The organism is Phaeodactylibacter xiamenensis (assembly GCF_965229835.1).
Classification (GTDB): Bacteria; Bacteroidota; Bacteroidia; order Chitinophagales; family Saprospiraceae; genus Phaeodactylibacter; species Phaeodactylibacter xiamenensis.
On sequence record NZ_OZ245931.1, the window covers coordinates 54,479 to 81,208 of the forward strand.

Annotated in this window: 22 protein-coding genes; 9 read left to right on the forward strand and 13 right to left on the reverse strand. The window is 51.6% G+C overall.

Going from position 1 to position 26,730, the window contains the following annotated elements; genetic code table 11:
* Nucleotides 1-48 precede the first annotated feature (48 nt).
* A complete protein-coding gene (locus ACO08I_RS00265; protein WP_421948108.1) occupies nt 49-777 on the reverse strand; it encodes a beta-ketoacyl-ACP reductase in 729 nt (242 codons plus the stop codon).
* Nucleotides 778-1,045: 268 nt separating this feature from the next.
* Between ACO08I_RS00265 and ACO08I_RS00270 the strand changes: the two genes are divergently transcribed.
* The 5 genes from ACO08I_RS00270 (at nt 1,046) to ACO08I_RS00290 (ending at nt 6,094) form a co-directional block, all read left to right on the forward strand.
* Nucleotides 1,046-2,224, forward strand: a complete 1,179-nt coding sequence (locus ACO08I_RS00270) for an acetyl-CoA C-acyltransferase (RefSeq protein WP_421948109.1) — start codon at nt 1,046-1,048, stop codon at nt 2,222-2,224.
* Nucleotides 2,225-2,553: 329 nt separating this feature from the next.
* A complete protein-coding gene (locus ACO08I_RS00275) occupies nt 2,554-3,000 on the forward strand; it encodes a hypothetical protein (RefSeq protein ID WP_282773715.1) in 447 nt (148 codons plus the stop codon).
* A gap of 201 nt (nt 3,001-3,201) precedes the next feature.
* Nucleotides 3,202-4,779: a poly(R)-hydroxyalkanoic acid synthase subunit PhaE gene (locus ACO08I_RS00280; protein WP_282773717.1), complete on the forward strand. Its 1,578-nt coding sequence runs from the start codon at nt 3,202-3,204 to the stop codon at nt 4,777-4,779.
* A 90-nt stretch (nt 4,780-4,869) separates the two neighbouring features.
* Entirely contained in the window at nt 4,870-5,928 is a 1,059-nt protein-coding gene (gene phaC, locus ACO08I_RS00285; RefSeq protein ID WP_282773719.1) for a class III poly(R)-hydroxyalkanoic acid synthase subunit PhaC, read from the forward strand.
* A gap of 28 nt (nt 5,929-5,956) precedes the next feature.
* Entirely contained in the window at nt 5,957-6,094 is a 138-nt protein-coding gene (locus tag ACO08I_RS00290) for a hypothetical protein (protein WP_421948110.1), read from the forward strand.
* A 62-nt stretch (nt 6,095-6,156) separates the two neighbouring features.
* Here ACO08I_RS00290 and ACO08I_RS00295 read toward each other — a convergent pair whose 3' ends face one another.
* On the reverse strand, nt 6,157-7,680 hold the full coding sequence (locus tag ACO08I_RS00295) for a M48 family metalloprotease (protein WP_421948111.1): 1,524 nt from the start codon (nt 7,678-7,680) through the stop codon (nt 6,157-6,159).
* A 198-nt stretch (nt 7,681-7,878) separates the two neighbouring features.
* Here ACO08I_RS00295 and ACO08I_RS00300 point away from each other — a divergent pair, with 198 nt between their 5' ends.
* Nucleotides 7,879-9,918 (forward strand): urocanate hydratase, encoded by a 2,040-nt coding sequence (locus ACO08I_RS00300; protein ID WP_421948112.1) that lies wholly within the window; start codon nt 7,879-7,881, stop codon nt 9,916-9,918.
* 2 nt (nt 9,919-9,920) lie between these two features.
* Here ACO08I_RS00300 and ACO08I_RS00305 read toward each other — a convergent pair whose 3' ends face one another.
* The 7 genes from ACO08I_RS00305 to ACO08I_RS00335 form a co-directional block, all read right to left on the reverse strand.
* Nucleotides 9,921-11,090, reverse strand: coding sequence for an AGE family epimerase/isomerase (locus tag ACO08I_RS00305; RefSeq protein ID WP_421948113.1), 1,170 nt, complete (start codon nt 11,088-11,090; stop codon nt 9,921-9,923).
* Between the two features lie 2 nt (nt 11,091-11,092).
* Nucleotides 11,093-12,028: a DUF4434 domain-containing protein gene (locus tag ACO08I_RS00310; RefSeq protein ID WP_282773725.1), complete on the reverse strand. Its 936-nt coding sequence runs from the start codon at nt 12,026-12,028 to the stop codon at nt 11,093-11,095.
* 5 nt (nt 12,029-12,033) lie between these two features.
* The gene (locus tag ACO08I_RS00315) at nt 12,034-13,854 is read right to left on the reverse strand and encodes a sodium:solute symporter family protein (protein ID WP_421948114.1); all 1,821 of its coding nucleotides are present in this window, start codon (nt 13,852-13,854) and stop codon (nt 12,034-12,036) included.
* An 87-nt stretch (nt 13,855-13,941) separates the two neighbouring features.
* Entirely contained in the window at nt 13,942-14,994 is a 1,053-nt protein-coding gene (locus ACO08I_RS00320) for an FG-GAP repeat domain-containing protein (protein WP_421948115.1), read from the reverse strand.
* Nucleotides 14,913-17,225 (reverse strand): FG-GAP-like repeat-containing protein, encoded by a 2,313-nt coding sequence (locus ACO08I_RS00325; RefSeq protein WP_421948116.1) that lies wholly within the window; start codon nt 17,223-17,225, stop codon nt 14,913-14,915. Before ACO08I_RS00325 ends, ACO08I_RS00320 begins: the two co-directional genes overlap by 82 nt.
* A gap of 140 nt (nt 17,226-17,365) precedes the next feature.
* Nucleotides 17,366-17,635 (reverse strand): hypothetical protein, encoded by a 270-nt coding sequence (locus ACO08I_RS00330; RefSeq protein WP_282773730.1) that lies wholly within the window; start codon nt 17,633-17,635, stop codon nt 17,366-17,368.
* 21 nt (nt 17,636-17,656) lie between these two features.
* The gene (locus ACO08I_RS00335; protein WP_421948117.1) at nt 17,657-18,589 is read right to left on the reverse strand and encodes a tetratricopeptide repeat protein; all 933 of its coding nucleotides are present in this window, start codon (nt 18,587-18,589) and stop codon (nt 17,657-17,659) included.
* A gap of 109 nt (nt 18,590-18,698) precedes the next feature.
* Between ACO08I_RS00335 and ACO08I_RS00340 the strand changes: the two genes are divergently transcribed.
* Entirely contained in the window at nt 18,699-20,063 is a 1,365-nt protein-coding gene (locus tag ACO08I_RS00340; protein WP_421948118.1) for a cryptochrome/photolyase family protein, read from the forward strand.
* Between the two features lie 46 nt (nt 20,064-20,109).
* Nucleotides 20,110-21,456, forward strand: a complete 1,347-nt coding sequence (locus tag ACO08I_RS00345; protein ID WP_421948119.1) for a sulfatase — start codon at nt 20,110-20,112, stop codon at nt 21,454-21,456.
* On the opposite strand, the gene purK is transcribed toward ACO08I_RS00345, so the two are convergent.
* The gene (gene purK, locus ACO08I_RS00350; RefSeq protein WP_421948120.1) at nt 21,453-22,625 is read right to left on the reverse strand and encodes a 5-(carboxyamino)imidazole ribonucleotide synthase; all 1,173 of its coding nucleotides are present in this window, start codon (nt 22,623-22,625) and stop codon (nt 21,453-21,455) included. The two genes, ACO08I_RS00345 and purK, sit on opposite strands and share 4 nt — an antisense overlap.
* A 178-nt stretch (nt 22,626-22,803) precedes the next feature.
* Here purK and ACO08I_RS00355 point away from each other — a divergent pair, with 178 nt between their 5' ends.
* A complete protein-coding gene (locus ACO08I_RS00355; protein WP_282773740.1) occupies nt 22,804-23,250 on the forward strand; it encodes a hypothetical protein in 447 nt (148 codons plus the stop codon).
* Nucleotides 23,251-23,315: 65 nt separating this feature from the next.
* Here ACO08I_RS00355 and xseB read toward each other — a convergent pair whose 3' ends face one another.
* Genes xseB through ftsH form a run of 3 tightly spaced genes read right to left on the reverse strand, consistent with a single transcriptional unit; the run spans nt 23,316 to nt 26,682 of the window.
* Nucleotides 23,316-23,498, reverse strand: coding sequence for an exodeoxyribonuclease VII small subunit (gene xseB / locus ACO08I_RS00360; protein WP_282773741.1), 183 nt, complete (start codon nt 23,496-23,498; stop codon nt 23,316-23,318).
* Nucleotides 23,495-24,721 (reverse strand): exodeoxyribonuclease VII large subunit, encoded by a 1,227-nt coding sequence (gene xseA, locus ACO08I_RS00365; protein WP_282773743.1) that lies wholly within the window; start codon nt 24,719-24,721, stop codon nt 23,495-23,497. Before xseA ends, xseB begins: the two co-directional genes overlap by 4 nt.
* A 35-nt stretch (nt 24,722-24,756) precedes the next feature.
* The gene (ftsH, locus tag ACO08I_RS00370) at nt 24,757-26,682 is read right to left on the reverse strand and encodes an ATP-dependent zinc metalloprotease FtsH (protein ID WP_421948121.1); all 1,926 of its coding nucleotides are present in this window, start codon (nt 26,680-26,682) and stop codon (nt 24,757-24,759) included.
* Nucleotides 26,683-26,730: the final 48 nt, after the last annotated feature.

The following is a 26,730-nucleotide window of genomic DNA, read 5'->3' on the forward strand; positions in this document are numbered from 1 at the left end:
CACCTGATCTTTGACAGGCAGTGCTTTTACCAGTATCTGAAAAATCACTTATAAAGTTACGCCTCCATCAACGTTCAGTACGGCGCCATTAATGAATGCGGCATCATCAGAAGCCAGGAAAGCATAGGCGGCGGCAATTTCTGAAGGCTCGCCCAGGCGTGGGACCGGTGTTTTTTGCTTGAGCATATCGATCACTTTTTCAGGGATCGTCAGCACCATTTCCGTGCCGATAAAGCCTGGAGCTACGGCATTGGCGGTAATGCCCTTGCGGCCAAACTCCTTCGCCCACACTTTTGTCATACCGATGACGCCGGCCTTAGTGGCTACGTAGTTCGTTTGCCCGAAATTGCCATTGTGCGCGACTACGGATGCGGCGCTCACGATACGGCCGTATTCCCGCTCCAACATGTATGGCAAAACAGCCTTGGTACAATTGAACACGCCAGTCAGGTTGACATCGATAACCTGCTGCCATTGATCTGTGCTCATTTTCTTCATTGTCGCATCCCGGGTGATGCCCGCGTTATTGATGAGGATGTCGATTTGCCCGCAGGCATCCGCTGCTGCTTTGGCGGCGGCTTCGCAGGCAGAGAGGTCGGTGGTATTCACCTTGAAAAACAAGCCGTCGAGCTCAGCCGCCAGTGCCTTGCCTTTTTCCTCGTTAATGTCCCAGATGACAACTTTGGCACCTTCTTCGGCAAAACGGATAGCGGTAGCCTTGCCAATGCCCATTGCGCCGCCCGTGACGATCGCTACTTTTTCCTTCAATTTATTCATAATTCAGTATTAAAAGGTCAGTCAAATTGAGTTCTGTTGTGTTCAAAAGTAGGTAAAGACGGTTTATTCCTGATTCCGTAAGAGGAGTGAAAGGGGTTGACTTGCTTAGTTTTCAGAGCTGCAAAAAAGTATAAAAAGAACACAGTCAGTATTTTAAGGTGATAATTGATGATGTGGACGGATTAAAGCCCCTTGCAGTAGTCTTTTTATTTTCCGATCTTTACATATAAATATCTAAATAATTTAATTTATCAAATCCTAACCGAAAATGAAAGAAGTCTATATCGCATCCGCCGTCCGCACGCCCCTGGGTAGTTTTGGTGGCGTATTCGCTAATGTTTCAGCAACGGACCTTGGTGCAGCGGCCATTAGGGGCGCACTGGAAAAGGCTGGTGTGGATGCCAGTCAGGTCGAAGAGGTCTTTATGGGCAACGTTTGCTCGGCCAATCTCGGTCAGGCGCCGGCACGTCAGGCGGCGCTTGGAGCAGGTATTCCGAATACAGTGCCTTGTACGACTGTAAATAAGGTGTGCTCCTCAGGCGCGAAAGCTATCATGTTCGGCGCACAGTCTATTATGTTGGGGCATCAGGGCCTTGTTGTGGTTGGGGGGATGGAGAATATGAGTGCCATTCCTTACTACGTGCCCAAAGCGCGCTACGGCCATAAATACGGGCACGGCCAAATTGTGGATGGCCTGCTTAAGGATGGCCTGACGGATGCCTATCAGCAGGTAGCGATGGGCGTATGTGCGGATGCCACAGCGAAGAAATACGAGATTACCCGTGAGCAGCAGGACGAATTCGCGATGCTTTCCTACAAGCGTTCTGCAGAGTCCACCAGCTCCGGCGTTTTTGCGGACGAAATAGTGGCAGTACACGTGCCACAGCGTAAAGGCGACCCGATCGCTATTACGGAAGACGAAGAATTTAAGCGGGTGAAGTTTGAAAAAGTACCTACGCTGCGCCCGGTATTTACTAAAGATGGTACGGTCACGGCTGCCAATGCTTCCACCATTAATGACGGGGCCACTGCCCTGGTACTGGTAAGCGAAGAAAAGCTTAAAGAACTGAATCTGACGCCACTGGCTAAAGTCGTCAGCTTTGCAGATGCCGCACATGAGCCGGAATGGTTTACCACTGCACCGACTAAAGCAGCACCTATTGCACTGAAGCGGGCAGGGCTTACCATGAATGATATTGATTATTTTGAGGTCAATGAAGCGTTCGCAGTGGTTACGCTGGCTTTCAATAAAATGCTTGATGTGCCCGTGGAAAAAACGAACGTCTTTGGCGGTGCAGTCTCCCTGGGGCACCCGCTGGGGGCTAGTGGTGCACGCATCATTACAACACTGAATAACGTACTGCAGCAAAAGAATGCCAAGCGCGGGCTGGCAGCGATCTGCAACGGCGGTGGTGGAGCTTCTTCCATCATCATTGAAAAAGTCTAAGGTTTATTAAAAATTGTTTAAGTAACTGCCCGGGGCGCTCGCATCGCTTCGGGCTTTTCTTTGTTTAGGCGATGCTATGTTCGTATCTCCAGAGAAGGATTAATGATACAGGGAGATTAATAGTCAAGGGCTTTTGAAATTAAGTCAGGGTTTATATTTTTTGATTTAAATTATTGAATAATAGTTGGTTATGATGCTTTGAGTGTTTTAAAAAGCCTTTGGTCAGGGTGAAACATATAAAAAAGCCTATTGATCCCCGTCTCTTCTCCGCGTACCTTTAACCTATCAATTAAAACACACATTCTCTTCCACTAAAAAAGATACTAATCATGGCATCTGCAAAAAATTACTACGATCAGCTGATGGACAATCAGGCTAAGCTATTTAACACAATGACGGAATTTACCAACGCGTGGATGGAAATGATGACACCATCATCCGATCTGTCCGACAAGGCTGGCGAACTGATGAACGAATACTACACCAAGACTTCCGAAATGATGGAAGCCATGGCCTCTAAAGAAAAAATGGAAGCCTACCAGAAGGACTTTTGGACCACTTTTACGGCTGACTACACCAAGAACATGGAGGTGAGCATGGAGCTGTACAAGAAGTCAGCAGAGTACTTTAAGAACATGTGGTCTGGCAACACTATGGAAACCACACAGGAGCGCACCAAGAAGCTTGGCGAGCTGTACCAGCACTCTATGAAGGCCTTCTATGATACCACCAAAGCTAACGGTAAGGTGATGCAGGAGTACATGAGCGCTAATTAAGGCCGTATTGGGACTTTAGTAATCGGTCTGCAAACTACACTTTTTTGCTTATACTGCGCCCCGAAAATCCTCATCCGTACGGACTCCGGTTTTCAGTTCTTGTCTAAACAAAAAATTGTTAGTTTTCGACTAGAAGACCAAAATCCCAACACGGCCTAAGGCTGCCCAAGCCCCATCCTCCACTTTTAAAACCAACCAACCATGAGTAATCAATTCGATACCTTACTAGAGGGCCAGAAAAAAGCAATGGAATTTTGGTCAAAATTATCTGACCAGATGACGAAGCCTTTTCAGCAGGAGCAGGCTGACCCTGCCAAAGCCGGAGAGGCGCTTTTTCAGGAATGGTACAACAAGCAACAGGCTTTTTTCCAGGAGGCTATGAAAGGCAACCCTCAGGAAATGCTGCAGCAAACCCCGGAGCACCTGCGCAAGTACATGCAGATTCAAACGGAGTTTACCCAAAAGTGGGCAGACTTTTTCAAGTCCAACGCTGGTAAAATGGGCTTCCAAATTCCGGGTGCCGACAGCTTTGGCAATTCCACGCAGTTTTTCCAGGAGAATATGTCGAATTGGAACAAGTGGATGAACGGTGGGCAGGACTGGTTCAGTGCCCAGGTATTGGATAAGATGCCTTTCAATATGCGGCCTCACTATACGGGCTTTCTCGATAGCTACAACTTTATGTCAAAGTACTGGGAACCGCTGCAGCGCCTGCTCAAAAACGGGCTCTACGATGGCGATATGGTAAACAAGTACTTTAGCGCCGAAGCTTACCAGAAACTCGTCAATCAGATGATGGGCTTCCGCCCTGTGGGCAATACCAGTGAGGTCATTGAACAGGTTAACAAATGGTTTACCAACATGATGTCCTACATGGGCGATCAGTCGGGCGACTGGAAAACCGTAAGCGATAGCTGGAAGGAGAAAATGGAGTCTTTCAGCAATGCAGGCAACATGCCTTTCTTTGAAATGGCTGCCGAATTCAACAACCGCCTGCGGGATCAACTGGCGCCGTTCAACAACATAGCAGCTCAGGGCCGGGAAACAGAGATCTCCAAAACCCTGCAGGATATTCAGTTCCAGTATATTGCTTTCGTGCTGAAGTCTGCTGAGATGCAGTCCAAAGTGTACGAGTCCGGGCAGTTTGCTATGCCGGATACCGTGCGCGAGTTTGCTGAAAAGTACAAGCAGGAACAGGACATGCCGGATTTCCAGGCATTCTTCCAGGCGTATATCAATAAGCTGGAGGAAGCGATGCTTGAGGTCCTCCACTCATCGGAGTATTCGAAGCTTCAAAGTGAAGTTTCTGCACTGGCGACCAGCATCAAAAAAGACAATGGCCGCCTCATGGAGCTGATGTATGCCGATATGCCATTTCTTACGCATACCGATGGGGACGATATCGCTAAGGAGGCTTCGGCTCTCCGCACCAAAGTACGTTCGCTGGAGCACCGGCTGGCTGAACTGGAAAAAGCAATGCTCTTGGGGGGCAAGCCTGCAGTCGAAAAAAAAACGCCAGCTGAGGGCGGTAGCCTCAAGAAATCATTGATGGATAACATCGGTATCGCTTCTGCTTCTGATGCCGATGACCTCAAGCAAATCAAAGGCGTAGGGCCTAAGCTGGAGAGCATGCTGAATGACCTGGGGGTTTACACCTTCAAACAGGTGGCTCAGATGGGCGCTTCTGAATACGATATGATTGACGAACTGCTTGGTGCTTTTCAGGGGCGGGCCAAGCGCGACAACTGGGCCAAGCAGGCCAAGGCTTTACTTAAATAATCCACATCAGGCTTTCAGGGCTGCTAACCGGGATAAACCGGATGGCTGCCCTGGCCGGGCCGCACCCATAACCAGGTAAAAAATCAACCAATGAGCACAACGGCATCCAATAACGTCAGCGATCAGCTTCTCGAACAAGTCAATACGGCTTCTGATGCACTGCGCAATATCAACAGCGTCCACGATGTGGATGTAGCTACAGCACCCCGGGAAGTTGTCTGGGAAGATGGCAAAGTCAAACTGTACCACTTTTTGCGGGAGGACAAACCAGCTACCAAAACGCCTGTCCTGGTTTCTTATGCCCTGGTCAACCGCTGGGAAATGATGGACCTGCAGCCGGACCGCAGCTTTATCCGTAAACTGATTAGCGAAGGGCTGGACGTTTACCTGATCGACTGGGGCTACCCAACTAAGGTGGACCGCTACAAAAAAATGGAGGACTACATCCTCGGGAATATTAACGACTGCGTGGATTACATCCGCGAAGCCCACGGGCTGGCTAAGGTAAACCTGCTTGGCGTTTGCCAGGGAGGGACTTTCAGCCTGATTTATTCCGCTCTGTTCCCCGAAAAAATCAAAAACCTGGTCACCCTGGTCACACCAGTTGACTTCGATAACGAAGAAGGGCTGCTCTTCAAGTGGGCTAAAGATATGGATGTGGATGCAATTGTGGATGGCTTCGGCGGCATAATCCCCGGTGATTTCCTCAATACCGGTTTTGACCTGCTCAAGCCAATGAATAAGGCACGTAAGTACATGGCGCTGCCCCAAACCATGGCCAACAAAGGCAAGCTGATGAACTTCCTGCGCATGGAGCACTGGGTTGCTGACAGCCCGGCACAGGCCGGAGAGACCTACCGCCGTTTCATTAAGGATATGTACCAGCACAACAAGCTCATCAAAGGCGAATTTGAGCTGGGTGGCCGTGAGGTAAAGCTAAAGAACATTAATATGCCGGTGCTGACCATTTATGCTAAGCACGATCATATTGTGCCGCCGGCAACGACTAAGCCGATTAATGATGAAATCGGCTCCAAAGACAAGGAGCTGATGGAATTTCCCGGGGGGCACATTGGTGTCTTCGTGGGCGGGCGTTCTCAGAAGCTGTTAACGCCTGCAGTCGCCAGCTGGCTGACCGAGCGGGACTAACGAATAAGGAAAGTGTGGTCCCATGAACATGAAAACTTCGATCACGCACTACTTTGTCTATGAGTACGGTCAGGCGCGGAGCTTAATCAAGGGGGCTCCGCACCTGCGTACCACTAAACAAGGCAACCGCAGCCTGGCGCTGCCTTGTTTAGCTACAATTTGGTAATACCTGGTTTTAATTTGGTTAGGGCTGAGCTGGCTGTGGGCAACTGCAGCCAGTTCGTTTTTTTACCTGCCCCGGGACATCTTTTCGAGCATTTGAGTGACCCATGCTATGCGGTCTGCCTGCCCTTCTCCATTATCCGTTTTCTTGAGTGCATTCCTGTAGTTTTCGAGTTCCCGGCGGGCCCCTTCCTGCTCATCGAGCCGGAGAAAGATCATGGCTTTTTCCAGGTGTATTTCCGGAGAAAGGGAGTAGGCCTCCTGCTCAGCTTTCCGCAGCAGCAGCATTGCTCTTTCCATATCACCGGCCTCATTTGATGTTTGGCGCAGCAGCACAGACTGCAACATGTAATCTTCAAGCACGGCGGCATCTGCATCCAGTTGAGTGGTGAGGAGTTGTTGCGTGCGTTCGTAATTTCCGCTCAGGAATTCCTGCCACGCGGTATTGCGCCTTGCCATTGCTGTTACGCTGATATAGGCAGGATCAGCTGCCGGCGGCTCATAGTTTAATTGGTAACCCAAGTCCAGCATTTGCCGGTAAAGATGAGGGTAAGGGCGCTCTTCCCGCGTTTGCAGCTGGTAAGCCCTGCTGATTCTCTGTGCTTCGTAGATGCGGGTGTAAGCATTCAGCAGAGCCTGGTTATCTGCTTTGAGGTGTTGCATGAGGATGAGCGCAGTTTGGTCGGCTTCTGACTCTTGCTCAAAGGTGTATTCCATCCCCAGGCGGTTCGCTACCTGAAAGGCAATGGCAGAGGAAAGCATAGAAATACTTTCTGTGAATGCGCCAAATGCGTACAGGTCTACAGGGCTAAAGGTGCCATTCCGGATGGACTGATTGGCCACAGCTGTCTCGGTTACGGCAGCGGCTACGGTCAGCACGCCGCTCCAGAATGCAGCCCGGGCCTCCCGGGACAGGTTTCGGCGGAAATTGTCTACAGAATGATTGAATTGAATGTGTGCAAACTCCTGAGCGAGAATAGCCTGTAGTTCTTCTTGGCTTTGTAAGGTAGCTAACAGGCCGGTCGAAATAAACAAATCGCCATTGGCACAGGCAAACGTGCCGGGCTCTACCGACTCGTAAACACGTATGCGCATTACTGCCGGATGTTTCTTTACAGGTTGTTTGGGAAAAAGTTGCAGCCGGATTTGATTGAGGTAATCCTCCAGGTACGGGTCGTCAAACAGGGTGATGGTCTCATTAAAACTAAGGTACTCTTCCTGTAGCTCGCGCCTGACCTCCTGGTCCCAGCCTCTTTTTGAGAGCTGGTCAAGTGCGCTCGACTGCAAAAACTGCTGGTACCAAATGGCATCGGTGGAAAGGCCATTGAGCTGAAAATCCAGATATTTGAGATCAAAACCCGAGACCATACGCTCCTGCCCGTTGATTTCAGCTCTGATTTGAGGGCTGCCTACAATGATTCGATAATCGCTAAGTTTGACAATTGTTCCGGCATCAAGCCTTTCAGAATTCGTATCTGAAGTCCGGAATCTTTCCTTGACAACCGCCGGGATGGCATAGTCTTGTGCAAGAAGGGCGCCGCAACATGACATCAGGAGCATCGCAGGGAACAGGTAGAGGAAATACTTCATGCGAAAAGGGTTTAGTGAGTGACGAGAATCAGTAAATCATTTTGAGGTAGATGGAAGTAAGGTCCATCCAATTTACAATGGAAACCCGAAAAGGTGCGCTATGTGAATGTTAATTCTGGCGCGCCTATACCGTTAAAGGGTGTTAAGGCTGCTAACAAATTGTTAAAAAAAGTCCGACCTTAGCGCAAAACGCCAAATATGACCGAATTCCAAAAAGCAATCCTGGAAGGGATACCAGATACGCTGCCGGTGCCCAAGCCCTACGAGCCTAATGTGAGCCATGCACCAAAGCGTGGTATTGACGGTGTGCTTTCTGATAAAGACCGGGCGCTGGCCCTCAAAAATGCCCTGCGCTACTTCCCGGCTCATCAACACGAAGTCCTGGCTCCTGAATTTGCCGAAGAACTGGAGCGCTACGGGCGCATTTATATGTACCGTTTTCGTCCCGACTATGAGATGTACGCCCGACCGATTCAGGAATATCCCCATCAGTCCCGGCAGGCTGCTGCGATCATGCTGATGATTCAAAACAACCTGGACCCCAAGGTTGCCAAGCACCCGCACGAGCTGATCACCTACGGTGGCAATGGAGCTGTTTTTCAAAACTGGGCGCAGTACCGGCTGGTTATGCAGTACCTGGCTCAGATGACGGACGAGCAGACCCTGGTGCTTTATTCCGGGCATCCGCTCGGGCTCTTCCCCTCTCACCCTGAAGCCCCGAGGGTAGTGGTGACCAACGGGATGATGATCCCGAACTATTCCACAAAGGAAGACTGGAACAAGTATAACGCCCTGGGAGTGACCTCCTATGGGCAAATGACGGCCGGCTCTTTTATGTACATTGGCCCGCAGGGTATTGTGCATGGTACAACGATTACGCTATTGAATGCTGGCCGCAAAATGGGGCTTGGCGATAAAGATCTCCGCGGAAAAGTGTTCGTGACTTCCGGGCTGGGCGGCATGTCCGGTGCACAAACGATTGCGGCTGAAGTGACCGGAGCTGTAGGAATTGTAGCGGAAATTGACCCCGATGCCGTACAGCAGCGCCTGACGGACGGCTATATCAAGGCAGAAAATGTCTTTACCGATCTCGGTGCGCTTTTGCCCAGAATAGAACAGGCCAGACAGGATAAGGAAGCCGTGGCCCTGGTCTATCAGGGGAATGTGGTGGAGCTGTGGGAACGCCTGGCAAAGGAGGAGGTAAAAGTAGAACTGGGCTCTGATCAGACTTCTTTGCACAATATTGAAGGCATGGGCTATACGCCTGCGGGCTATACCTTTGAAGAAGCCAAGCGGCTGCTGGATAAAGACCCGGTGCAGTTCATGTCTGAAGTGCGGGACACCCTGCGCCGCCATGTGAAGGCCATCAACACCATGGCAGAACGGGGCATGTATTTCTGGGATTATGGCAATGCATTTCTCAAGGAAGCAGGCAATTCCGGAGCGGATATCTGGCTGGATGAGACCGAGGGGCACTTCCGTTACCCATCCTATGTAGAGGATATCATGGGACCAATGTGTTTTGACTATGGTTTCGGCCCATTCCGTTGGGTGTGTACTTCCGGAACCATGGAAGATTTACAAAAGACCGATGAAATTGCGGCGGAAATTCTGCGGGAGATGCTGGCTGAAGCTCCGGAGGATATTCGTCCTCAGTTGCAGGATAATCTCAACTGGATTGAAGGCGCAGAAGGTAACCTGCCTGTGGTAGGCTCAAAATCCCGGATTCTGTACGCGGATGCTGAGGGCCGCATACGTATCGCCCGGGCGTTCAATAAAGCTATTGCAAGAGGGGAGCTCCGTGCGCCAGTGGTACTTGGCAGAGACCACCACGATGTTTCTGGGACGGATTCGCCATACCGGGAGACCGCAAATATCTACGACGGCTCCCAGTTTACCGCAGATATGGCCGTACACAATGTGATTGGGGATGCTTTCCGCGGGGCAACCTGGATTTCCCTGCATAACGGTGGCGGAGTTGGATGGGGCGAAGTGATGAACGGAGGTTTTGGGATGGTGATCGATGGCACACCGGAATCTGACCGCCGTCTGGAGAGTATGCTCTTCTGGGATGTCAACAACGGTATCGCCCGTCGTTCCTGGGCCCGCAACCGGGGCGCGATGTCTACCATTCAGCGCACCATGCAGGCTTATCCGGGGCTCAGGGTGACCTTGCCCACTATCGCGGATGATAACCTGGTGGAGGAGGCGCTGGGACTGACTGCCAGGGAAGGGTAGGTTTAAGCCGGTAGTTTTTTCAGGACTTCCAGACAGCCCCACAGCGCACGCGGCACGTGGAAACAGCCTTTCCACTTGCCGCCCTTCGCGGTGTGCAGGGGGGTGCCGTCCCGCTTCAGATAGCCGAACCACTCGCCGTACTCCGGATCTGAGAATCTTGGCCAGGCATAGTCGTAGAGTTGCTTAAACCAATGCGCACACCGCTCATCGCCGGTATGTTGCAGCCCTTTCAATGCAGCTTCCATGGCCTCGAGGTGGACCCACCATAGCTTTTGGTCCCATTCCAGTTGTTGGGGCGGATAGCCTTTGCGGTCCAGGAAGTAAAATAAGCCGCCTGCTTCTTTGTCCCATCCGTAGTCCAGCATGAAAAGCGCCCGCTCTGTGGCCTGCCGGATCAGCTCCTGATCGTTACGGCGCTCGCCCAGGTCCATGATGAACCACATGGCTTCCAAAGCATGGCCTGGATTGAGGAGCCGGCCATCGAAGGTATCGCTGAGCTTACCATCAGGCTGTACATTTTCCAGGACCAGCCCGGATTCATCGTCATAGAAGGTATCCATGACGGTGTGGATGCAGTGGTCGATCGTGGTTTCCACCAATTCGGGTTCCAGGAGGGGTTCCAGCTCCAGGCAAAGGTTGCAGAGGATCATAGGCAGGGAGAAGCCCATGAGGGGGCGGGTACCGGGGACCAGCTTATTGTAACTGCCCTTGGGGTTTTCCTGCCGTTCCAGTATTCGGCTAAAGGTGGCCCGGGCTATGGAAGCGTACCGTTCCGTACCGGTAGCCTGATATAGTTGGCCGAAAGCCATAGAAGCGAAGCAATCGGAGAAGATGTTATAGGCTTGTACGAGAGGTTGCCCATCCTGCCGGAGGGAGAAGTACCAGTTGCCGGCTTCGTCCCGGCCGTGTTTTTCCAGAAAATTGGCACCCAGCAGGGCGAGGTCCAGCCATTCCTGCCGCTGTTCCTGGTTGTTGTACAATTTGGAAAAAGTCCAAACCTGACGGGCCTGTAGCCAGATGAACTTGTCGGTATCGTAAACCTGTCCGTCCCGGAGCAGGCAGGTGAAATATCCGCCATATTCGCGGTCCGGGGAGTGACGTTCCCAAAAAGGAATAACCCGTTCATTCAGTTCTTGTGCAAAAACCGGGATGTATTGTCCTGCATTCAGCATGTTCAGTGTTCGTTTCTATATTCCTGGTATCGGTTGTACAAATGGCCCGCCTGCGGGTAGGCCGATTGTGGGCTCATAAAATGCGAAAACTCAAAGGTAATGGCTTTTTCTAATCCGGCAGCGCGGGCGGCTTCCAGTTTAAGGCGCAGCTTTTCCCACTTTATAGGCAAAAACTTGATGGGCATATCCCGGTCGAAGGATTCAGCATTGGTCCAGCAGCGCAGCCCATGACGGTCAGCGAGCCGCTTGTTAACGGCAAAATAATCGGCCAGCTGATGGTAGTCCACATGCCCGTCCTGAAAGGCTACGATGTCTACGGCCTCCCGTATACCGGCAAAGATTTCGTCCCACTCGGCTTCGTGCTCCTGCAGGCTGACGGCATCGGTTTTAGTCAGTTCGGCTTCACTGGCCATGATGGCTTTCTGACCGTCGATGTATGGAGAAATCAGGGTGGGCAGCCCGCCACTTACTTTCTTGCAGTGCAGCCCCAGTTGCCGGTAGAGATCAATGATGCCGGCCGTTTTGCGGCTGACCTCCTGGCAAATATACCAGCCTTTGAATGCCGGAGAGGAGCCATACCGTTCCCAAACTTCATCAATGACCCGGAGGTTGAGGGCTACCTCGCGTTGGAAATCGCCCTGCGCCCACCAGTATTTGCCGGAGTCGTACAAGCCGAAGTAGAAAGCCATGCCATGCTTTTCAGAAAGGTCCAGAAACAAGCGCACTAAGTCTACCGGTGGTTCGTACGCACCCTCTTCCTCCTGAAGAACTGCTGATGGATAGGTCAACCAGTTTTTATACCCACAGCGTATGAGGATGACGGTGTCGATGCCCATGCGCTTCATATGCTGAAAATCCGTATCCCACTCTTTAGTGCCCCAGTTTTGGTGCGGGATATCGTGGGAAATTTCATCCAGGAAAGTTCCTGTTAGCTTCATGTGTTTTAGTCTTCAAGTTTGTCCCACCAGTACTTCTTCAGCAGCCAGGTGGTAATTAAGAAAATGAGAAAGGTAATGGCCAGCTCGGTGGACTGCCGGATGAGCAGATAGATTGGCATGACGACCAGGGACATTTGCCAAACGATACCGACGAGGATATTGAAAGCATCCCGGCCGAAAGAATGGTTGGGCACAAATGCGGGGTCTGCCGCCATTACCTTTTTTCGGATGGGGGCCCAGAACCCCCATGGGTTGGTCTTTTTGTAAAAATTCATTAGCGTTTCGTCATCCTCGGCAGGGGTGGCATAGGTGCCAATGAGGCAGCCCGCCAGGGAAATGGCAAAAATGACCGGGAAAAGATAGATGGGCGTAACATCCGGAAATAACGGCGGGATAAAGGTCGCTGCAATCAACCCGCCGATCATGCCCCAGAAGTAACCGTAGCCATTGAAGCGCCACCAGATCCACTTGAGGGCATTGGCTGCAGCATAACCGCCGTATAGCGCTGAGGTGATCCAAAGCGTCAGGGAGTTGATGCTACTGGCGTAAAAACCGCCTATCAAACCGATAGCGACCAGCAGGAAGGAAGCCAGGTAGCTGTACCGGATATAGGTCTTGCTGCTGGCATTTGGGTTGATGTACTTCTTGTACAGATCGTTAACCAGATAAGCCGGCGCTGCATTAATAAAGGCTGCGAAAGTCCCCATGAAGGCGGCCAAGAGCCCCGCCAGCAAGAGTCCCTGAAAGCCAGGTGGGATAAAACGCTCAATGGCCAGAGGCAGAACCGTCTCAAAATCGATATCAGCGCCCATCTCCCTGAATTCCGGGGTCAGGTAGACCAGCGAGAGCACCGCAAATCCGGCAATCATGAGGTACCGCGGAAAATACAGGGCAAGAATGGTCAGCCCGCTCATCTTCGCCGCTTCAGAAGCGGTAGGGGTGGAAAGCACCCGCTGCATATCATAGCTGGGAACCGGCCCGGCAAGGCTGGCAAAAATACCTTTAAAGATCATCGCAATAAGCAACAGCCCCATGGCCCCAAACCCATCGTCTTCAATACGTTTGTTGACGCTGTCCAGATAGCCGGTCCAGTCCAGGTCCATCTCCCAGCTGAAGAACAACTCTGTCCATCCGGGTGGTACGGCTGCAATGACCTGCTCGCCGCTCACGTTGTTAAAAGCAATGATGCCCACTACAAAGCAGGAAATGGTCATGATGACAAACTGCAGCACTTCCGTCCCGACCACGCTGTACATCCCCCCTTTAATGGTATAAAAGGTAGTGACGGCAATGATAATGAGTGCATAAGACTGCTCCGAGGTGAGTTGGATCACCCCTTGGTCTATGGATAAATCCCAAGGGAAAAAGATGACGGCAAACTTGCCAATTCCTTCGAAGAAGTAGGCAATAAACCCAAATACGCTGATGACTGCAAAGACTGTCACAATTACATGAGACAAGCGTCCGCCGGTCTGATCCCCAAACCGGAAAGTGATCCACTGTGCACCGGTAAGCACCCCTGAGCGCCTAAGCCAAATGGCCAGGAATACCATGACAAACACCTGATTCCAGACCGGCCAAAGCCACGGGATCCAGGCACTCTTCAGCCCGTACACAAAAAGGATGGTGACCGTCCACATCGTACCTGAAATATCGAACATGCCGGAGGCATTGGAAAGGCCCAGGAGGTACCAGGGGATTTTATTGCCGCCCAGAAAATAAGCCTGCATGTCCTGAGAGGCCCGCTTGGAAACCCAAAAACCGAAAAGTAAGGTCAGGACAATATAGCCGAGAATGATCCCGGTATCCAGTAAGGTTAAGTTCATTGTAACAGGTGTTTAAAGTCAGTTTTTGCTCCGGTTGAGTACATCTGTATTTGCATGCAATCAGAGCTTCCGGTCTGTTTAGGCAGATCAGTTTATGGTCGTTTTGTTCTTGTTGTAGGCCAGGACAGATTGGTTATTACGGAAAAATAAAAGGGTTTGCCCCTCATTCAACGCAATGGCCCTGCGTACATCCCCGATCAGGCTGAGCCCGGATTGGTGCTGAGGAATGTACTCAAACTGCCCATCGCCCCGGTTGAGGAACAACTGGCCGTAATTGGCATCCCAGGGGCCCATCGTAGGCCGGGTTTCGCTTAAGTTGCCGGCCAGTATGAAGTCTTGCAGCCCATCTTTATTGGCATCAAGCGGCAGTATGGCGAATACCGGCGACATTTGTGCGGCAGCGGGAAGTTCGTGTACTGCCCAGTTGCCATCGCCCTGATTTTCCAGCCATATGGTCTTGCCCTGTTTCGCATGAAGTTGCCGGGCTCCTTCCAGTTGCTCAGGTGAAAGCACATCTTCAATCTTTGCATCGGAGTAGCTGGCGTAATCCCTGAATTTCTTCCGCATGGCGGCCAGTTGCCCAAACAGGTTGTCCCGGCTCACAAAAGGGTAGGGTTCACCTTGTATATAATGTGTGATGAGGGGGTCTACTGCGCCATTCTCATCAAAGTCACCGTAGTACAGGGTAGCGGGCTCCTCCGCAGACACCTTGAGGTTGGTGTTTTGGCCAAGGTTGCCGGCAATGAGGTCAGTATCACCATCGCCATCAAGATCGGCTTTTGCCATTGACCACCACCAGCCATCGGTATGCTCCCCAAAGAAGTTGTCTGCTCGCTGAAGTTGCCCGTTTTGATTAAGGAAGACGGTAAGCGGCATCCATTCGCCAGCCAGTACAAGATCGGGTTGACTATCACCATTGAGGTCTTCCCAAAGCGCCGTGGTCACCATACCGGGTTGCTCCAAGCCAGGGGCTTTTTCTGCAGTGACTTCTTTGAATTCGCCCTGACCATTGTTTTCAAGCAGGTAGCTGCGGGCAGGCAAGGGGTACTTTCCGGGGATCAACCGCCCCCCTGCGAATATATCCTGGTCTCCATCCCCGTCGAAATCGGCAACAGCAACAGTGCCGCTACTGCTGCGCATAAGTGGCAGGGCGCGGGTGGCTTTTCGAATTGGCCGGAGCCGTCATTAAGGTATAAGCGGTCTTGTAGCGCCAGGTCTTCCGGGAGGTAGTGGTAGCCCCCGCTACTGACATACAGGTCGGTGTCCCCGTCTCCATCAGCATCAAAGGCGGCGGCGGCAACATCTTCCATGATCAGGTCATTGGTCAGAGCAGGCTGAAGGGACGGCGCCCAGGAGCCATCCGTTTGTTGCAGGAATATCTGACCAGCTTGCATTTTGGCACCTCCGGCAAAAAGATCTGTCCGGCCATCACCATTGAAATCGGCCGTGGCTACTGCCGGGCCCATGTAGGACAGGGCGTAGGGTAGGAGGGTTTGTTGTTTGAAGTCTACCCCCTGATTTTCCTGATGGGCAAAGGGCAGGCTATTGTTAAGCGGGCTAAAAATCGCTTCTGTCGCGGGAGAAGGGTTGGCAGGTTGAGCATTAGCGATATCGACGGTGAGGGTTTGGTCTGCCGGGATATTGCGGAGGACCGTGGTCGTGCCATCGGGCCAGAATACGGTGAGCTTATCCACAGACTGTGCTTCGCCAAGCCCGAAATGCAGTGGCAGGTGCATAGCAGACTGAAATCCGCGGGAGGGAATAAATTCCTGCATGAAGATCTGACTGTTGGCTTCCAGTGTTACTTTAGCCCCTACGGCATTAAGATTGCTGCCGTTACCCATTAGATTGACCTTGAGATAATGGCCGTTAGCAACCTGATTTTCGTAGATTCGGGCAGGCGCATTGACGTTGTTGATGACCAAATCCAGGTCACCGTCCAGGTCCAGGTCAGCGTGGACCGCCCCATTAGAGAGCACCAGCTCATCAAAACCCCAGTCAGCTGATTTTTTGGTGAAGGTCAGGTCGCCATTGTTCCGGAAAATATAGTTGGGTGTTTTGGTGGACTCCATTCTTGCTATAATGTCCAATAGCGGGTCCGACTTTTCGCCCCGCTGCTCCTTGATTCGCTGATCAGCGTAATAGGAAACAAAATCGCGGTTGGTATAGTCGCGAAGGTAACCGTTGGAGACGAAGAGGTCTTTCCAGCCATCGTTGTCAAAGTCAGCGAGCAGGGGCGCCCAGCTCCAGTCAGTATTGGAGACGCCGGCCAACTGCCCGATTTCACTGAAGGTACCATCCCCATTATTAAGCTGCAGCATATTGCGCATGATCTGATGATAGAAACCATTGCGCAGCATGTACTGATACTTTTCATAGGTATCCGGGCCGTAGAGTAGCTTCTGCCGGTGGTTGTCTTCCGGCAGCATATCCAGGCTGAAGATATCGGGCAGTGCATCATTGTTGAAGTCAGCTATATCGGAGCCCATGGAAAAATGGGAAATGTGCCCAATCTGTTGTTTGAGCTCGTCTTTAAAGGTACCGTCTTTTTGATTGATATAGAGGTAGTCTTCCTCAATGTAGTCATTGGAGACGTAAAGATCTGTCCAGCCATCCCCGTTGACATCCGAGGCAGCAATACCGAGACCGAACCCCAGTGGTGTGCTTTTGATACCAGCATCAGCCGTAGCCTCTGTAAATTGGCCGTTGTCATTACGCAACAGCTTATCGCCGGCTAATTCATCAGACAACGCTTTTACATGAGTGGCATCAAAGCTTTGAAAGTCTTCAATAGAGTGGTTGAGCAGGTAACAGTCGAGGTCACCGTCCCGGTCGTAATCAAAGAAAAGCGCCTGTGTGGAATAGGAGGGCAGGTCGAGCCCATACTTTGCTGCCTCTTCCCTGAAGGTGGGAACCCCTTCGCTGTTATTACCCTGATTGATGTAGAGCTCATTGCGTCGCAGGCCGGGAGCTTTATCGCCGGAGTAGCAGAGGTAAATGTCTAAAAGCCCGTCGTTGTTGATGTCTACGAGGGTAGTGCCTGTGTTCCAACCTTCTTTTCGCCCGGCCACACCTGCAGTTTCGGTAACGGCTTTAAACTGCAGCCCGCCCTGATTTAAGTACAGGGCATTAGGCACCATATTCCCGGTGAAATAGAGGTCCGGCAGGCTATCCTGATTGAGGTCCCCAACGGCGATTCCGCCTCCGTTGTAAAAGTACTCGTAGGAAAGGACATTGACGTCTTCTGTCTCCGTCAGCGTATTTGCGAAATCAATGCCGGTTTTCTGCTCGTCATGCGGCACAAAGGTGCCTCGTTTTCGGGCAATATCCTGATTGTCAGTGTTCTGGCAGCTCGCAAAAAGCAAGCTCAAGGCGGTTAAAAGGCAAAAATACTGTTTCATGGAACGAAAAATAAGTAAATCTGCCAGAAGCACCTAGCAATTGCCGGTAAAGTTGTGTGCGCACACAGTGTACCGCAAACATTGCGTTTTGATGTACGGGTGGGTTGAAATCAACCTTTGGCTTCTTTTTTGTGCTCCTCTATTTTATCGGCAATTTTGAGGGCCCACACCATTTGTTTGGCGGAGGGGTGGCTGTTATACAGAGCTTTTTTACGTGCCTGCATAAGGATGCCACGTTCATCATAGGAGAGCAGGCGTTTGTTGCCGTCCTGCAGGGTGTAGTCAATCATTTGCTGCCACTCGTCCGCATCGTACATTTCGAAGTCGGATTTGAGCACATCAAGATCAGTAGGGTCGGAGAGGTCGTAATTTCTGGACATGGTGATTTCCAAGTTTGTGAGTTATTGATTATTGGGAGCAGGCTGGCTACCTGCTTTGGTATTTAAGTTGCGGATGATTTCCTCTTCGTCTTTGCCTAAGTTTTCAAGTAAAACCTGGGCAGAAGAAGCGAAGTCGTCATCGGGATACTGGTCTATAAATTGTTGGTAAAGCTGGCCAGCCTCATCGAACCGCTTGAGGTCATTGTCTAGGATGAAAGCCTGCATAAACAGGGCTTGTGGCGCTTTTTCGAATTCTGGATAATGGGAATGAAGCCTGCCGTACAGGTCCAGTGCTTTTTCATAATTGCGGGCTGAGCGGGCAATCTCTCCGGCACGGTAGAGCAGGGTAGGCGTCAGCGCATCATCAGGGAGCAAAATGCTGTAAAGTTCGGATTGCTGAATGTAAAGGTCAGCCTTCCGGAAGTCCAGCCGGGCCAGGGAGTCGTTGTAAATGGATAAGCGGAGGGCTTCCAGCTCGTCCTCCAATGCTACCATGGTGTTGCCCAGTTGTTCGGCAGCAGTTTTAGTGGATTCGCTTTCCGGGAATCTACGGGTAAGAGCCTGTAAGGCCAGTTGGCCGGCTTTAGGCTGTTGGAGGGCGGAGTTGTACAGGTCTCCCAGGAGAAGCATCGCCTGCGGGGCCACCTCTGCACCATTGTGTCGCTCCAGCAGCTGCAGGAGCCGTTCTGCTGCTGCCGGGAAATTGCTTAGCCGGTACTGCAAAGTAGCTTCCCGGTAAAGGTAACGGGGCGTAAAGGTTGGGTCTTCGGGATAAGCCGATATGTAGTCCGTGTAGGATTCAATCAGGATTTTAGCTGTGGCTGCGTCTGTTTTGCCTTCAGCTTCAGCTTCCAGTCCGGCAATGGCTGCCTGTCTTTTTTGCTGCTCGCTGGTACAGCCCATCAGCGCCATGAACAGGAGCAAAAACAAGGGTAAAATCAGGTTGTATTTCATAACGGTCTGATGTTCTTAACCACTTAAAACTACAAAATCCCGAAGGAACTCAGGTTGCTAAACAAACAGCTGTTTTTCCTGTTTCTCCTCCGAAAATGAATCCAACTTTATGGCAAAGGTAAGTATCTTTTGGTTCCGTAGGGACCTCCGTCTGTATGATAATGCCGGACTTTATCACGCGCTCAGGGGAGCGCATCCGGTTTTGCCCCTTTTTATTTTTGACCGGGAAATTCTGGATGATTTGGAAAGCCCTAAAGACGCACGGGTGGAATTTTTGCATGACACCCTTGCCGGCATGAAGGAATCCCTTGAACAGGAGGGGCACTCCCTGCTGGTGCGGTATGGTTTCCCAAAGGAAATCTGGCCAGCCTTGCTGAAGGAGTTCGATGTGGCGGCTGTCTACACCAACCGGGATTATGAGCCTTACGCCAAAGAGCGGGATCAGATGGTGGGGGAAATGCTGGATGAAGCAGGTGTCCCATTCTACGACTTCAAGGATCACGTCATTTTTGAGGCCGAAGAAGTCCAGAAAAAGACTGGCGGCAACTACACCGTTTTCACGCCTTACAGCCGTACCTGGAAGGAAGTGCTGAGCAGCCGCATGGATTCATTCACCAATCCGGATGGGGAGCGGCAGCAAATTTCCTATTACCTGAAACCTTATCCGGTGGAGGCGTACGCCAGTCATTTTTTAGAAACAGAACCGCTGCCCATGCCCACCCTTGAGGATATGGGCTTTGAGCCTGCTGACATTGAAATCCCACCCAAATCCGTTAGCCGCGGGCTGATCCGGACATACGATGAGACGCGGGATATCCCGGCTATCAATGGCACTTCCCGGTTGGGGATCCACTTCCGTTTTGGCACCATTAGCATACGCGAAAAAGCCTGGCGGGCGAAGCAGCTCAACGATACTTTCCTCAATGAACTGATCTGGCGCGACTTCTATGCGCAAATTCTGGATGAGCATCCGCACGTGGCGGAGCGATCCTTCCGGCCTAAGTACGATTATGTGCCCTGGCGCAATGACGAAGCAGATTTCAAAAAGTGGTGCGAAGGGAAGACGGGTTATCCGATCGTAGATGCCGGCATGCGCGAGCTCAATACCACAGGCTATATGCACAACCGCGTGCGGATGATTACCGCCAGTTTTTTGACCAAACACCTGCTGATTGACTGGCGGTGGGGCGAGGCTTACTTCGCAAAAAAGCTACTTGATTTTGACTTGTCCAGCAACAACGGCGGCTGGCAATGGGCAGCAGGCAGTGGCACGGATGCGGCGCCTTATTTCCGGGTTTTCAACCCTTACTCCCAGCAGAAAAAGTTTGACAAGGACTTTAAATACATCAAGAAGTGGGTGCCTGAGTTTGGCACAGACCGCTACCCGGAGCCAATGGTCGACCATAAAATGGCCCGGGAACGCTGCCTGGAGGCTTACAAGTCCGGGCTTGACCGGGCTGAAGATGAAGCGTAAGCTATTTTTAGCGAAGATTCTTTAGTTTTAGGCAGAATTACTGCTTATGCTACAACGAACAACTGTTTTTTTATTACTGGCTATTGCCGGTCTAGCCCTGCTGTATGGTAGCGCCAATACAATCGATAATCCCCGGGGCCAACAACCGCCTAATATTGTCCTCCTATTTTGTGATGACCTCGGCTACGGCGACCTCCATGCCTATGGGCATCCAACCATTGCGACGCCCCACCTGGACCAAATGGCTCAGGACGGCATGCTTTTCACTCAGTTTTACAGTGCCTCTCCAGCCTGCACCGCAAGCCGTTATGCTCTCCTGACCGGCCGCTATCCGGTGCGCTCGGGTTTTGACTGGGTGCTCTATCCAAAGTCGGAGCGCGGATTGCACCGTGAGGAGCATACCTTAGCCGAAGGGCTTAAAGCAGCGGGCTATCGTACCGGGTGTTTTGGCAAATGGCACCTGGGGTCTACACAGCCGGGCTTCCTTCCTTTGCAGAATGGGTTTGACACCTACGTAGGCCTGCCGTACAGCAACGATATGATCCCACCCAAATGGCCGGATATAGCCCTGCTTTCCGGCAACGATACACTGGGCATGAACCCCGATCAGTCCCTGCTTACCGGCCTGTATACGCAGACGGCTATTGACTTCATGCGGGAAGACGCCCCGTCCCCCTTTTTCGTCTACCTGCCTTTTGCGATGCCTCACGTCCCTCTGTACCCGGGTAAGGACTTTGAAGGGCAGTCCCGTGCAGGTACCTATGGGGATGTTGTGGAAGAGATTGACGATGCGGTTGGGCGCATACGTGCGGCCCTGGAGGAGGCAGGAATGGCAGAAAATACCCTTATCCTGTTCACCAGCGACAACGGTCCCTGGATTATCAAGGGCGCTGATGGTGGCTCAGCGGGGCATCTTCGGGACGGAAAAGGCAGCACCTGGGAAGGAGGGATGCGGGTGCCAGGCATTGCTTGCTGGCCCGGGACTATTGCGCCCGGGCAGGTACAGCGTACACCCGCCAATACGATGGATTGGTACACGACTTTGTTAGGGCTTGCCGGGCAGGATATTCCCGAAGACCGGATAGTGGATGGTGGTGACCTTCGCCCCCTCTTGCGTGGAGAGACGCTTTCAGATCGCCCTTTTTTCTACTACGGTCCCGGCAATCAGTTGCAAGCCGTGCGTAAAGGACCGTGGAAGTTACACCGGATAACCTCCAGTCAGACGGGCCTGGATTACTTTGATGGAAAACTGCCTCTGCTGTTCAACCTAAATGAAGACCCCGGCGAACGTTTCGACCGGTCGGAGCAGTTCCCGGAAGTTGTTACTGAGCTGCAGCGCCTGATGGATGAGCAAATGAAAGCTACAGATAGAGTGGGGACGTTTTGGGATTAGCTCCCGCTCACAATCTCCAGCTTTTCCTGAATCCAACGCGCTTTCCCAACGGCACGCTCCAGTGACTCATCCACTATAGTCGCGTGACCCATCTTGCGGAACGGCTTGGTCGTGCTTTTACCGTAGAGGTGGAAATGGGCGCCTTCAATTTTGAGGCACTCTTCCAGGTGCTTGTAATGGACCGGGCCGGTGTGGCCGGGTGCGCCGAGTAAATTCACCATAACAGATGGCGATTTCATTTTCGTACTGCCAAGTGGCAGGTTGAGAATGGCGCGCAGGTGCTGCTCGAATTGGGAGGTGTAGCAGCTGTCGATCGTATGGTGCCCGCTGTTGTGAGGACGGGGAGCGACTTCATTGACCAAGAGGTTACCTTCCTTGTCCAGGAACAGCTCCACTGCCAATAGTCCGCAGATACCGTAGGCATTGATGACCTCAGCGGCCAGGGCTTCGGCTTTGGCTTCTACTTCCTTATTGATATTGGCCGGGCAGAACAGGAATTCCACCAGGTTGGCTTCCGGATTGAAGGCCATCTCCACGGCCGGGAAGGCCTGGGTCTGACCACTTTCATTGCGGGCTACGATGACTGCTATTTCCTTGTCCATTTCCACGAGATCTTCAATCATACAGGGGCCGGGCAGCAGCTTTTCTTCCAGGTCTGCTTTTGAGCGAATAATGCTTACGCCCCGCCCGTCGTAGCCTGCGGTACGTGACTTTTGTACGAATGGCAGGGGGCGTTCTCCAAGGGCTACGGCCTGTTTGACTTCCGATTCATCCTTGTAAAGCCTGAAGGGAGCGGTTGGAATGTTGTGCGCTGCATAAAACTGTTTTTGCAACCCTTTGTCCTTGATGATGTCCAGTTTGGCGGGGGCAGGGTGCACTTTCACGCCTTCTTTTTCCAACTGGTGTAGCGCCTCGGTATTGACATGCTCAATTTCGATGGTGAGCACCTGCTTGTCTTTGCCGAAGTTGTACACATCATCGTAGTCTTTAAAGTTGCCTTCGGTGAAGAAGGGAGAGACCCGTCCTGCAGGGAAGGAGTTATCAGTATCGAGCAGGAAAAGTGGCAAGTGCCAGTTATTAGCGGCCTGAGCCATCATTTTGCCGAGCTGTCCGCCGCCCAGTACACCAACTTTAAAGTCCGGATGAAGGATAGAGTCTTGATATGCCATGGTTGGATCGCGTGGTTTTGCCTGCAAAGCTAGAAAAAATTGCCTGCTATCTGTTAAGGATTTTAAGTTATCGCGACTCCGGTATTAAGGTTTTCCTAATTCTTTCATTAGCACTGGCGTCCTATTTCCGGCGGGTGTATTTTGCAGCTTTATTTAACACAACAAAACCCAACTTAACATGAAAAAAGCATTGTTCACTTTTATCGCGCTCACCGGTTGCCTCATTTTTGCACAAGCTCAGGAATATAAAGTCATTACCACTGTAGAGTCTATTGTGCCCGGTGGGCTTGGGCGTTCCCGGATCATCGAAAACAAAACCGAGGTTGACGCTGAAGATTTTACTACTGAACGAACCGACGGCACGACCAGTGATCAGCGCAGTGTAAGGCGGCGGGATGCAAAAGTGGATGAATTCTCAGAAACCAAACTGCTGAACTTTTACAGCCTGGTAGGCATCAACTTCCAAAACATCGCTTCAAACGATGCGCTGGTCAGCTCCCGTATCAATCAACTGGTGGCAGAAGGCTGGGAACTGGCATTTGTGACATCCGGTGTGGAAAGCAGTGCCGGTGCAGATGATACAGATGGGATTTTTATCACACGCTACATCTTCAAGCGTCAGTAAAAGTTTCCACGCCTTGTATCACGATAGCCGTTCTGGTCACTGCCAGGATGGCTATTATTGTTCTGTCACCCTTCAAACAGCCCGCCAATTTCCGCTTCAGTAGCCCGCAGTTTTTCCCGGCAATAGGCAATCAGTTCCGCTGCCCGTTTTACTTTAGCCGAGAGCTCATCAATATTCACTTCGTCTTCCTGAAGTTGGGTTACTGTTTCCTGGAGCTCCTGGATAGCCTCTTCATAAGTTAGGTTCATTGCACTTTGCTTTTTACGGTTCCGTCCTTGAAACGGGTGGTCAGAATATCTCCTTTTTTGACGTGCCGGGCATCGGTTACCGGTTGTCCTTCAAGGGTAGTAAGTGTATAGCCGCGGCGGAGTGTGGCCTCGGGGCTTAGCAACTGAAGCAACTGCTCAAATTGCTGCAATTGTTGCTGTTCCAGTTTCAGATGCTGCCGGACCGTTGGGGGGATGAGCTGCCTGAGCCGGTCAATATGCTGATTCTCCCGTTGCAGCTTTTGTACAGAAAGATATTTTAACTGCTGTGCCCATCGTTCAAGTTGCAGTTTTTGCTGGCTAAACTGTTGCTGTACCAGTTTTGAAATGGCATAACCCGCCTCCACCAGCTGGCTTTCAAACCGGGCCGCCCGGTCTATCAGCCATTCGGCTACAGCCGTAGGGGTTTTGAGTGCGGTATGGGCAACCAGGTCGAGCAAAACCTCATCAATTTCGTGTCCAATTCCGGTCAGTACCGGTATCGGACATTCTGCAACGGCCACGCACAGCTCGTAGTCATCAAATGCGGCTAAGTCAAGCCTTGCTCCACCTCCTCTTGCAATAATAATAACATCGTAGGGCCTGGTCAGGCTTTGGATGCTGCGAATTTGAGCGGCTACCTCCAACGGGGCATTTTGCCCCTGCATGGCAGCAGGGAAAACCCTGACCTGGAATTGATACCCATACTCATTTTGCTCCAGCTGGCGCATGAGGTCTTCCAAACCAGCAGCCGTAGGGGAACTGATGACAGCGAGCCTCTGCGGGATAAGCGAAAGAGGCACTTGGCGGTTTCTGGCAAGCAACTGTTCCTGCTTCAGGCGCTCAAATGTGGCACGGCGCTGTTGCTCCAACTGTCCAATAGTGTAGGAAAGATCGATATCTTCTATCACCAGTTTGAGACCGTAGCGCTCGCTGAAGTCTATGCTAACCTGCAACAACACAGCAGCACCTTCGCTCAGGAGTTGCTGCATGCCAGTACCCAGCTTGCGCTCCAGTTTCCGGTATTGCCTTTGCCATAGCACTGCGTCACTTTGGGCAATAATGAGGTCCTGTCCTTCAGCTTTTTGTACGAGACTAAGGTACCGGTGCCCCCGGGAAACATTCAACTGATAGATTTCGCAGCTCACCCAAACTGGTGCGGGCAGGTTGAGCGCGATGATCCTTCGAATGTATTCATTGAGTTCGTAAAGCGTATGCTTCTCCAAGTCCCTTGCTTTAGTGAGAGCTCAAAGGTAAACATTTAGGCTTCAACTTCCTGTGTCCGTTCCCCGAAAATCGCTACGAGGTCATCCTTAAAGGCCACTTCCTTAGTAAGAAGCAATTGGGCCAGTTCCTCAAGCTGACTGCGGTGGTCGCGGAGCAAACTGAGGGTCCTTTCGTAGGCTGTCTCCACGAGTTTATGGACTTCCTCATCAATGACCTGTGCGGTAGCCTCACTGTAAGGTTTTTGTAAGGACTGCTCGCTCTGCCCCGTGCTGTCATAGTAGCTGACGTTGCCCAGTTTTTCGTTGAGCCCGTAGTAAGCTACCATGGTATAAGCCTGTTTGGTCACTTTTTCAAGGTCATCCAATGCACCTGAGGAGACCTTGCCGAAGATGATCTCCTCCGCCGCCCGGCCGCCCAGTGCGGTGCAGATCCGGTCCATGAATTGGTCGGTGTTATAAATGACATGCTCCTGGGGCAAGTACCATGCCGCCCCCAGGGACCGTCCCCGGGGCACTACGGAGACCTTCAGCAAATTGTCGGCGTATTTCAAAAACCAACTGGCGGTAGCATGGCCGGCTTCGTGGTGGGCGATAACCTTCTTTTCCCCCTCACTAATAATTTTGCTTTTCTTTTCCAGTCCGGCAATGACGCGGTCGGTCGCATCGTAGAAGTCTTTCATTTCTACCTGTTCCTTGCCCCGGCGGGCGGCAATCAGCGCTGCTTCATTGCAGACATTGGCGATATCTGCACCGGAGAAGCCCGGAGTTTGGGCGGCCAGAGTATCGAGGTCGATATCGTTGGACATAGCAAGCGGCTTGGTGTGCACTTCAAGAATGGCTTTGCGCTCGGTACGTGTGGGCAATTCCAGGTAAATCTGCCGGTCAAAACGGCCAGGGCGCAACAGTGCGCGGTCGAGGACATCGCCACGGTTAGTCGCTGCCATCACAATGACACCGGTGTTGGTACCAAAGCCGTCCATTTCAGTCAGAATTTGGTTGAGGGTGTTTTCCCGCTCATCGTTGGCCTGCATAGCTGCACTTTTGCCCCGGGAGCGGCCAATGGCATCGATCTCATCAATAAAAATGATACTGGGCGAGGTCTGCTTGGCTTTTTTGAAAAGGTCACGGACTCTTGAGGCACCGACCCCTACAAACATCTCCACAAACTCAGAACCGGAGATGGAGTAAAAAGGGACTTCTGCCTGGCCCGCTACTGCTCTTGCCAGCAAGGTCTTACCGGTGCCAGGAGGGCCAACGAGCAGTACGCCTTTGGGTATTTTCGCACCCAATTTGGTGTAACGGGACGGGTTCTTCAGAAAATCCACAACCTCTTTGACTTCCACTTTAACCTCTTCCAATCCGGCCACATCTTTGAAAGTGACATCACTGGAGCCTTTTTCAAACAACTTGGCTTTGGACTTGCCGATGTCAAATATATTGCCCCCGCCGCTACCCATGCCCCCACCGGGCCTCATACGCCGAAGGACGAAAACCCATATCCCTACGATAATCAGTATGGGAAGCATCCACGACAGAATACTGCCTAACCAGTCAGTGCGCTCCTGGAAGGCCAGGTCAATAGCGTTCCCCGTTGCTTCCTGATTGGCATCAAGCGTTTCCTGAAAGTTATCCAGCGAACCGATATTAAAGGTGTAATGCGGCCCTGCCTGACTAGAGTCAATTTCCGGGTAACGGCTAGTTGTAAGGGCTTCAGATTTGATATAGACCTCCGCCTTTTTTTGATTAATGACATCAATCTTGTAGACGTCTCCGTTCCCAAGCATCTCCTGCTTAAAGCGGCTCCAGGAGATTTCCTCTGTCTGGGAGCCATTAAAATAAAAAAGGGCTTGTCCCAAAAGCAGGGCAAGCAATATGTACAGTAGCCACGACGGCGATCTGCCAGAAGGGGATTTGGGCTTGCCATTGGAAGGTTGGGGTTTCGGATTGGTTTGGTTAGCCATGTATAGGATTGATTTTCAATGTTATATTGTGTCCGTAATTAAAACGGC

Bases quoted from the DNA above. Each gene is read 5' to 3' on its own strand.
- ACO08I_RS00310 (WP_282773725.1), bottom strand. From the start codon at position 12,028: ATGAAGCTAACAGGAACTTTCCTGGATGAAATTTCCCACGATATCCCG.
- ACO08I_RS00355 (WP_282773740.1), top strand. From the start codon at position 22,804: ATGAAAAAAGCATTGTTCACTTTTATCGCGCTCACCGGTTGCCTCATT.
- ACO08I_RS00335 (WP_421948117.1), bottom strand. From the start codon at position 18,589: ATGAAATACAACCTGATTTTACCCTTGTTTTTGCTCCTGTTCATGGCG.
- ACO08I_RS00305 (WP_421948113.1), bottom strand. From the start codon at position 11,090: ATGCTGAATGCAGGACAATACATCCCGGTTTTTGCACAAGAACTGAAT.
- ACO08I_RS00330 (WP_282773730.1), bottom strand. From the start codon at position 17,635: ATGTCCAGAAATTACGACCTCTCCGACCCTACTGATCTTGATGTGCTC.
- ACO08I_RS00340 (WP_421948118.1), top strand. From the start codon at position 18,699: ATGGCAAAGGTAAGTATCTTTTGGTTCCGTAGGGACCTCCGTCTGTAT.
- ftsH (WP_421948121.1), bottom strand. From the start codon at position 26,682: ATGGCTAACCAAACCAATCCGAAACCCCAACCTTCCAATGGCAAGCCC.
- ACO08I_RS00280 (WP_282773717.1), top strand. From the start codon at position 3,202: ATGAGTAATCAATTCGATACCTTACTAGAGGGCCAGAAAAAAGCAATG.
- ACO08I_RS00315 (WP_421948114.1), bottom strand. From the start codon at position 13,854: ATGAACTTAACCTTACTGGATACCGGGATCATTCTCGGCTATATTGTC.
- ACO08I_RS00265 (WP_421948108.1), bottom strand. From the start codon at position 777: ATGAATAAATTGAAGGAAAAAGTAGCGATCGTCACGGGCGGCGCAATG.
- purK (WP_421948120.1), bottom strand. From the start codon at position 22,625: ATGGCATATCAAGACTCTATCCTTCATCCGGACTTTAAAGTTGGTGTA.
- ACO08I_RS00275 (WP_282773715.1), top strand. From the start codon at position 2,554: ATGGCATCTGCAAAAAATTACTACGATCAGCTGATGGACAATCAGGCT.
- ACO08I_RS00300 (WP_421948112.1), top strand. From the start codon at position 7,879: ATGACCGAATTCCAAAAAGCAATCCTGGAAGGGATACCAGATACGCTG.
- ACO08I_RS00295 (WP_421948111.1), bottom strand. From the start codon at position 7,680: ATGAAGTATTTCCTCTACCTGTTCCCTGCGATGCTCCTGATGTCATGT.
- phaC (WP_282773719.1), top strand. From the start codon at position 4,870: ATGAGCACAACGGCATCCAATAACGTCAGCGATCAGCTTCTCGAACAA.
- ACO08I_RS00270 (WP_421948109.1), top strand. From the start codon at position 1,046: ATGAAAGAAGTCTATATCGCATCCGCCGTCCGCACGCCCCTGGGTAGT.
- ACO08I_RS00320 (WP_421948115.1), bottom strand. From the start codon at position 14,994: ATGCGCAGCAGTAGCGGCACTGTTGCTGTTGCCGATTTCGACGGGGAT.
- ACO08I_RS00290 (WP_421948110.1), top strand. From the start codon at position 5,957: ATGAAAACTTCGATCACGCACTACTTTGTCTATGAGTACGGTCAGGCG.
- xseB (WP_282773741.1), bottom strand. From the start codon at position 23,498: ATGAACCTAACTTATGAAGAGGCTATCCAGGAGCTCCAGGAAACAGTA.
- ACO08I_RS00345 (WP_421948119.1), top strand. From the start codon at position 20,110: ATGCTACAACGAACAACTGTTTTTTTATTACTGGCTATTGCCGGTCTA.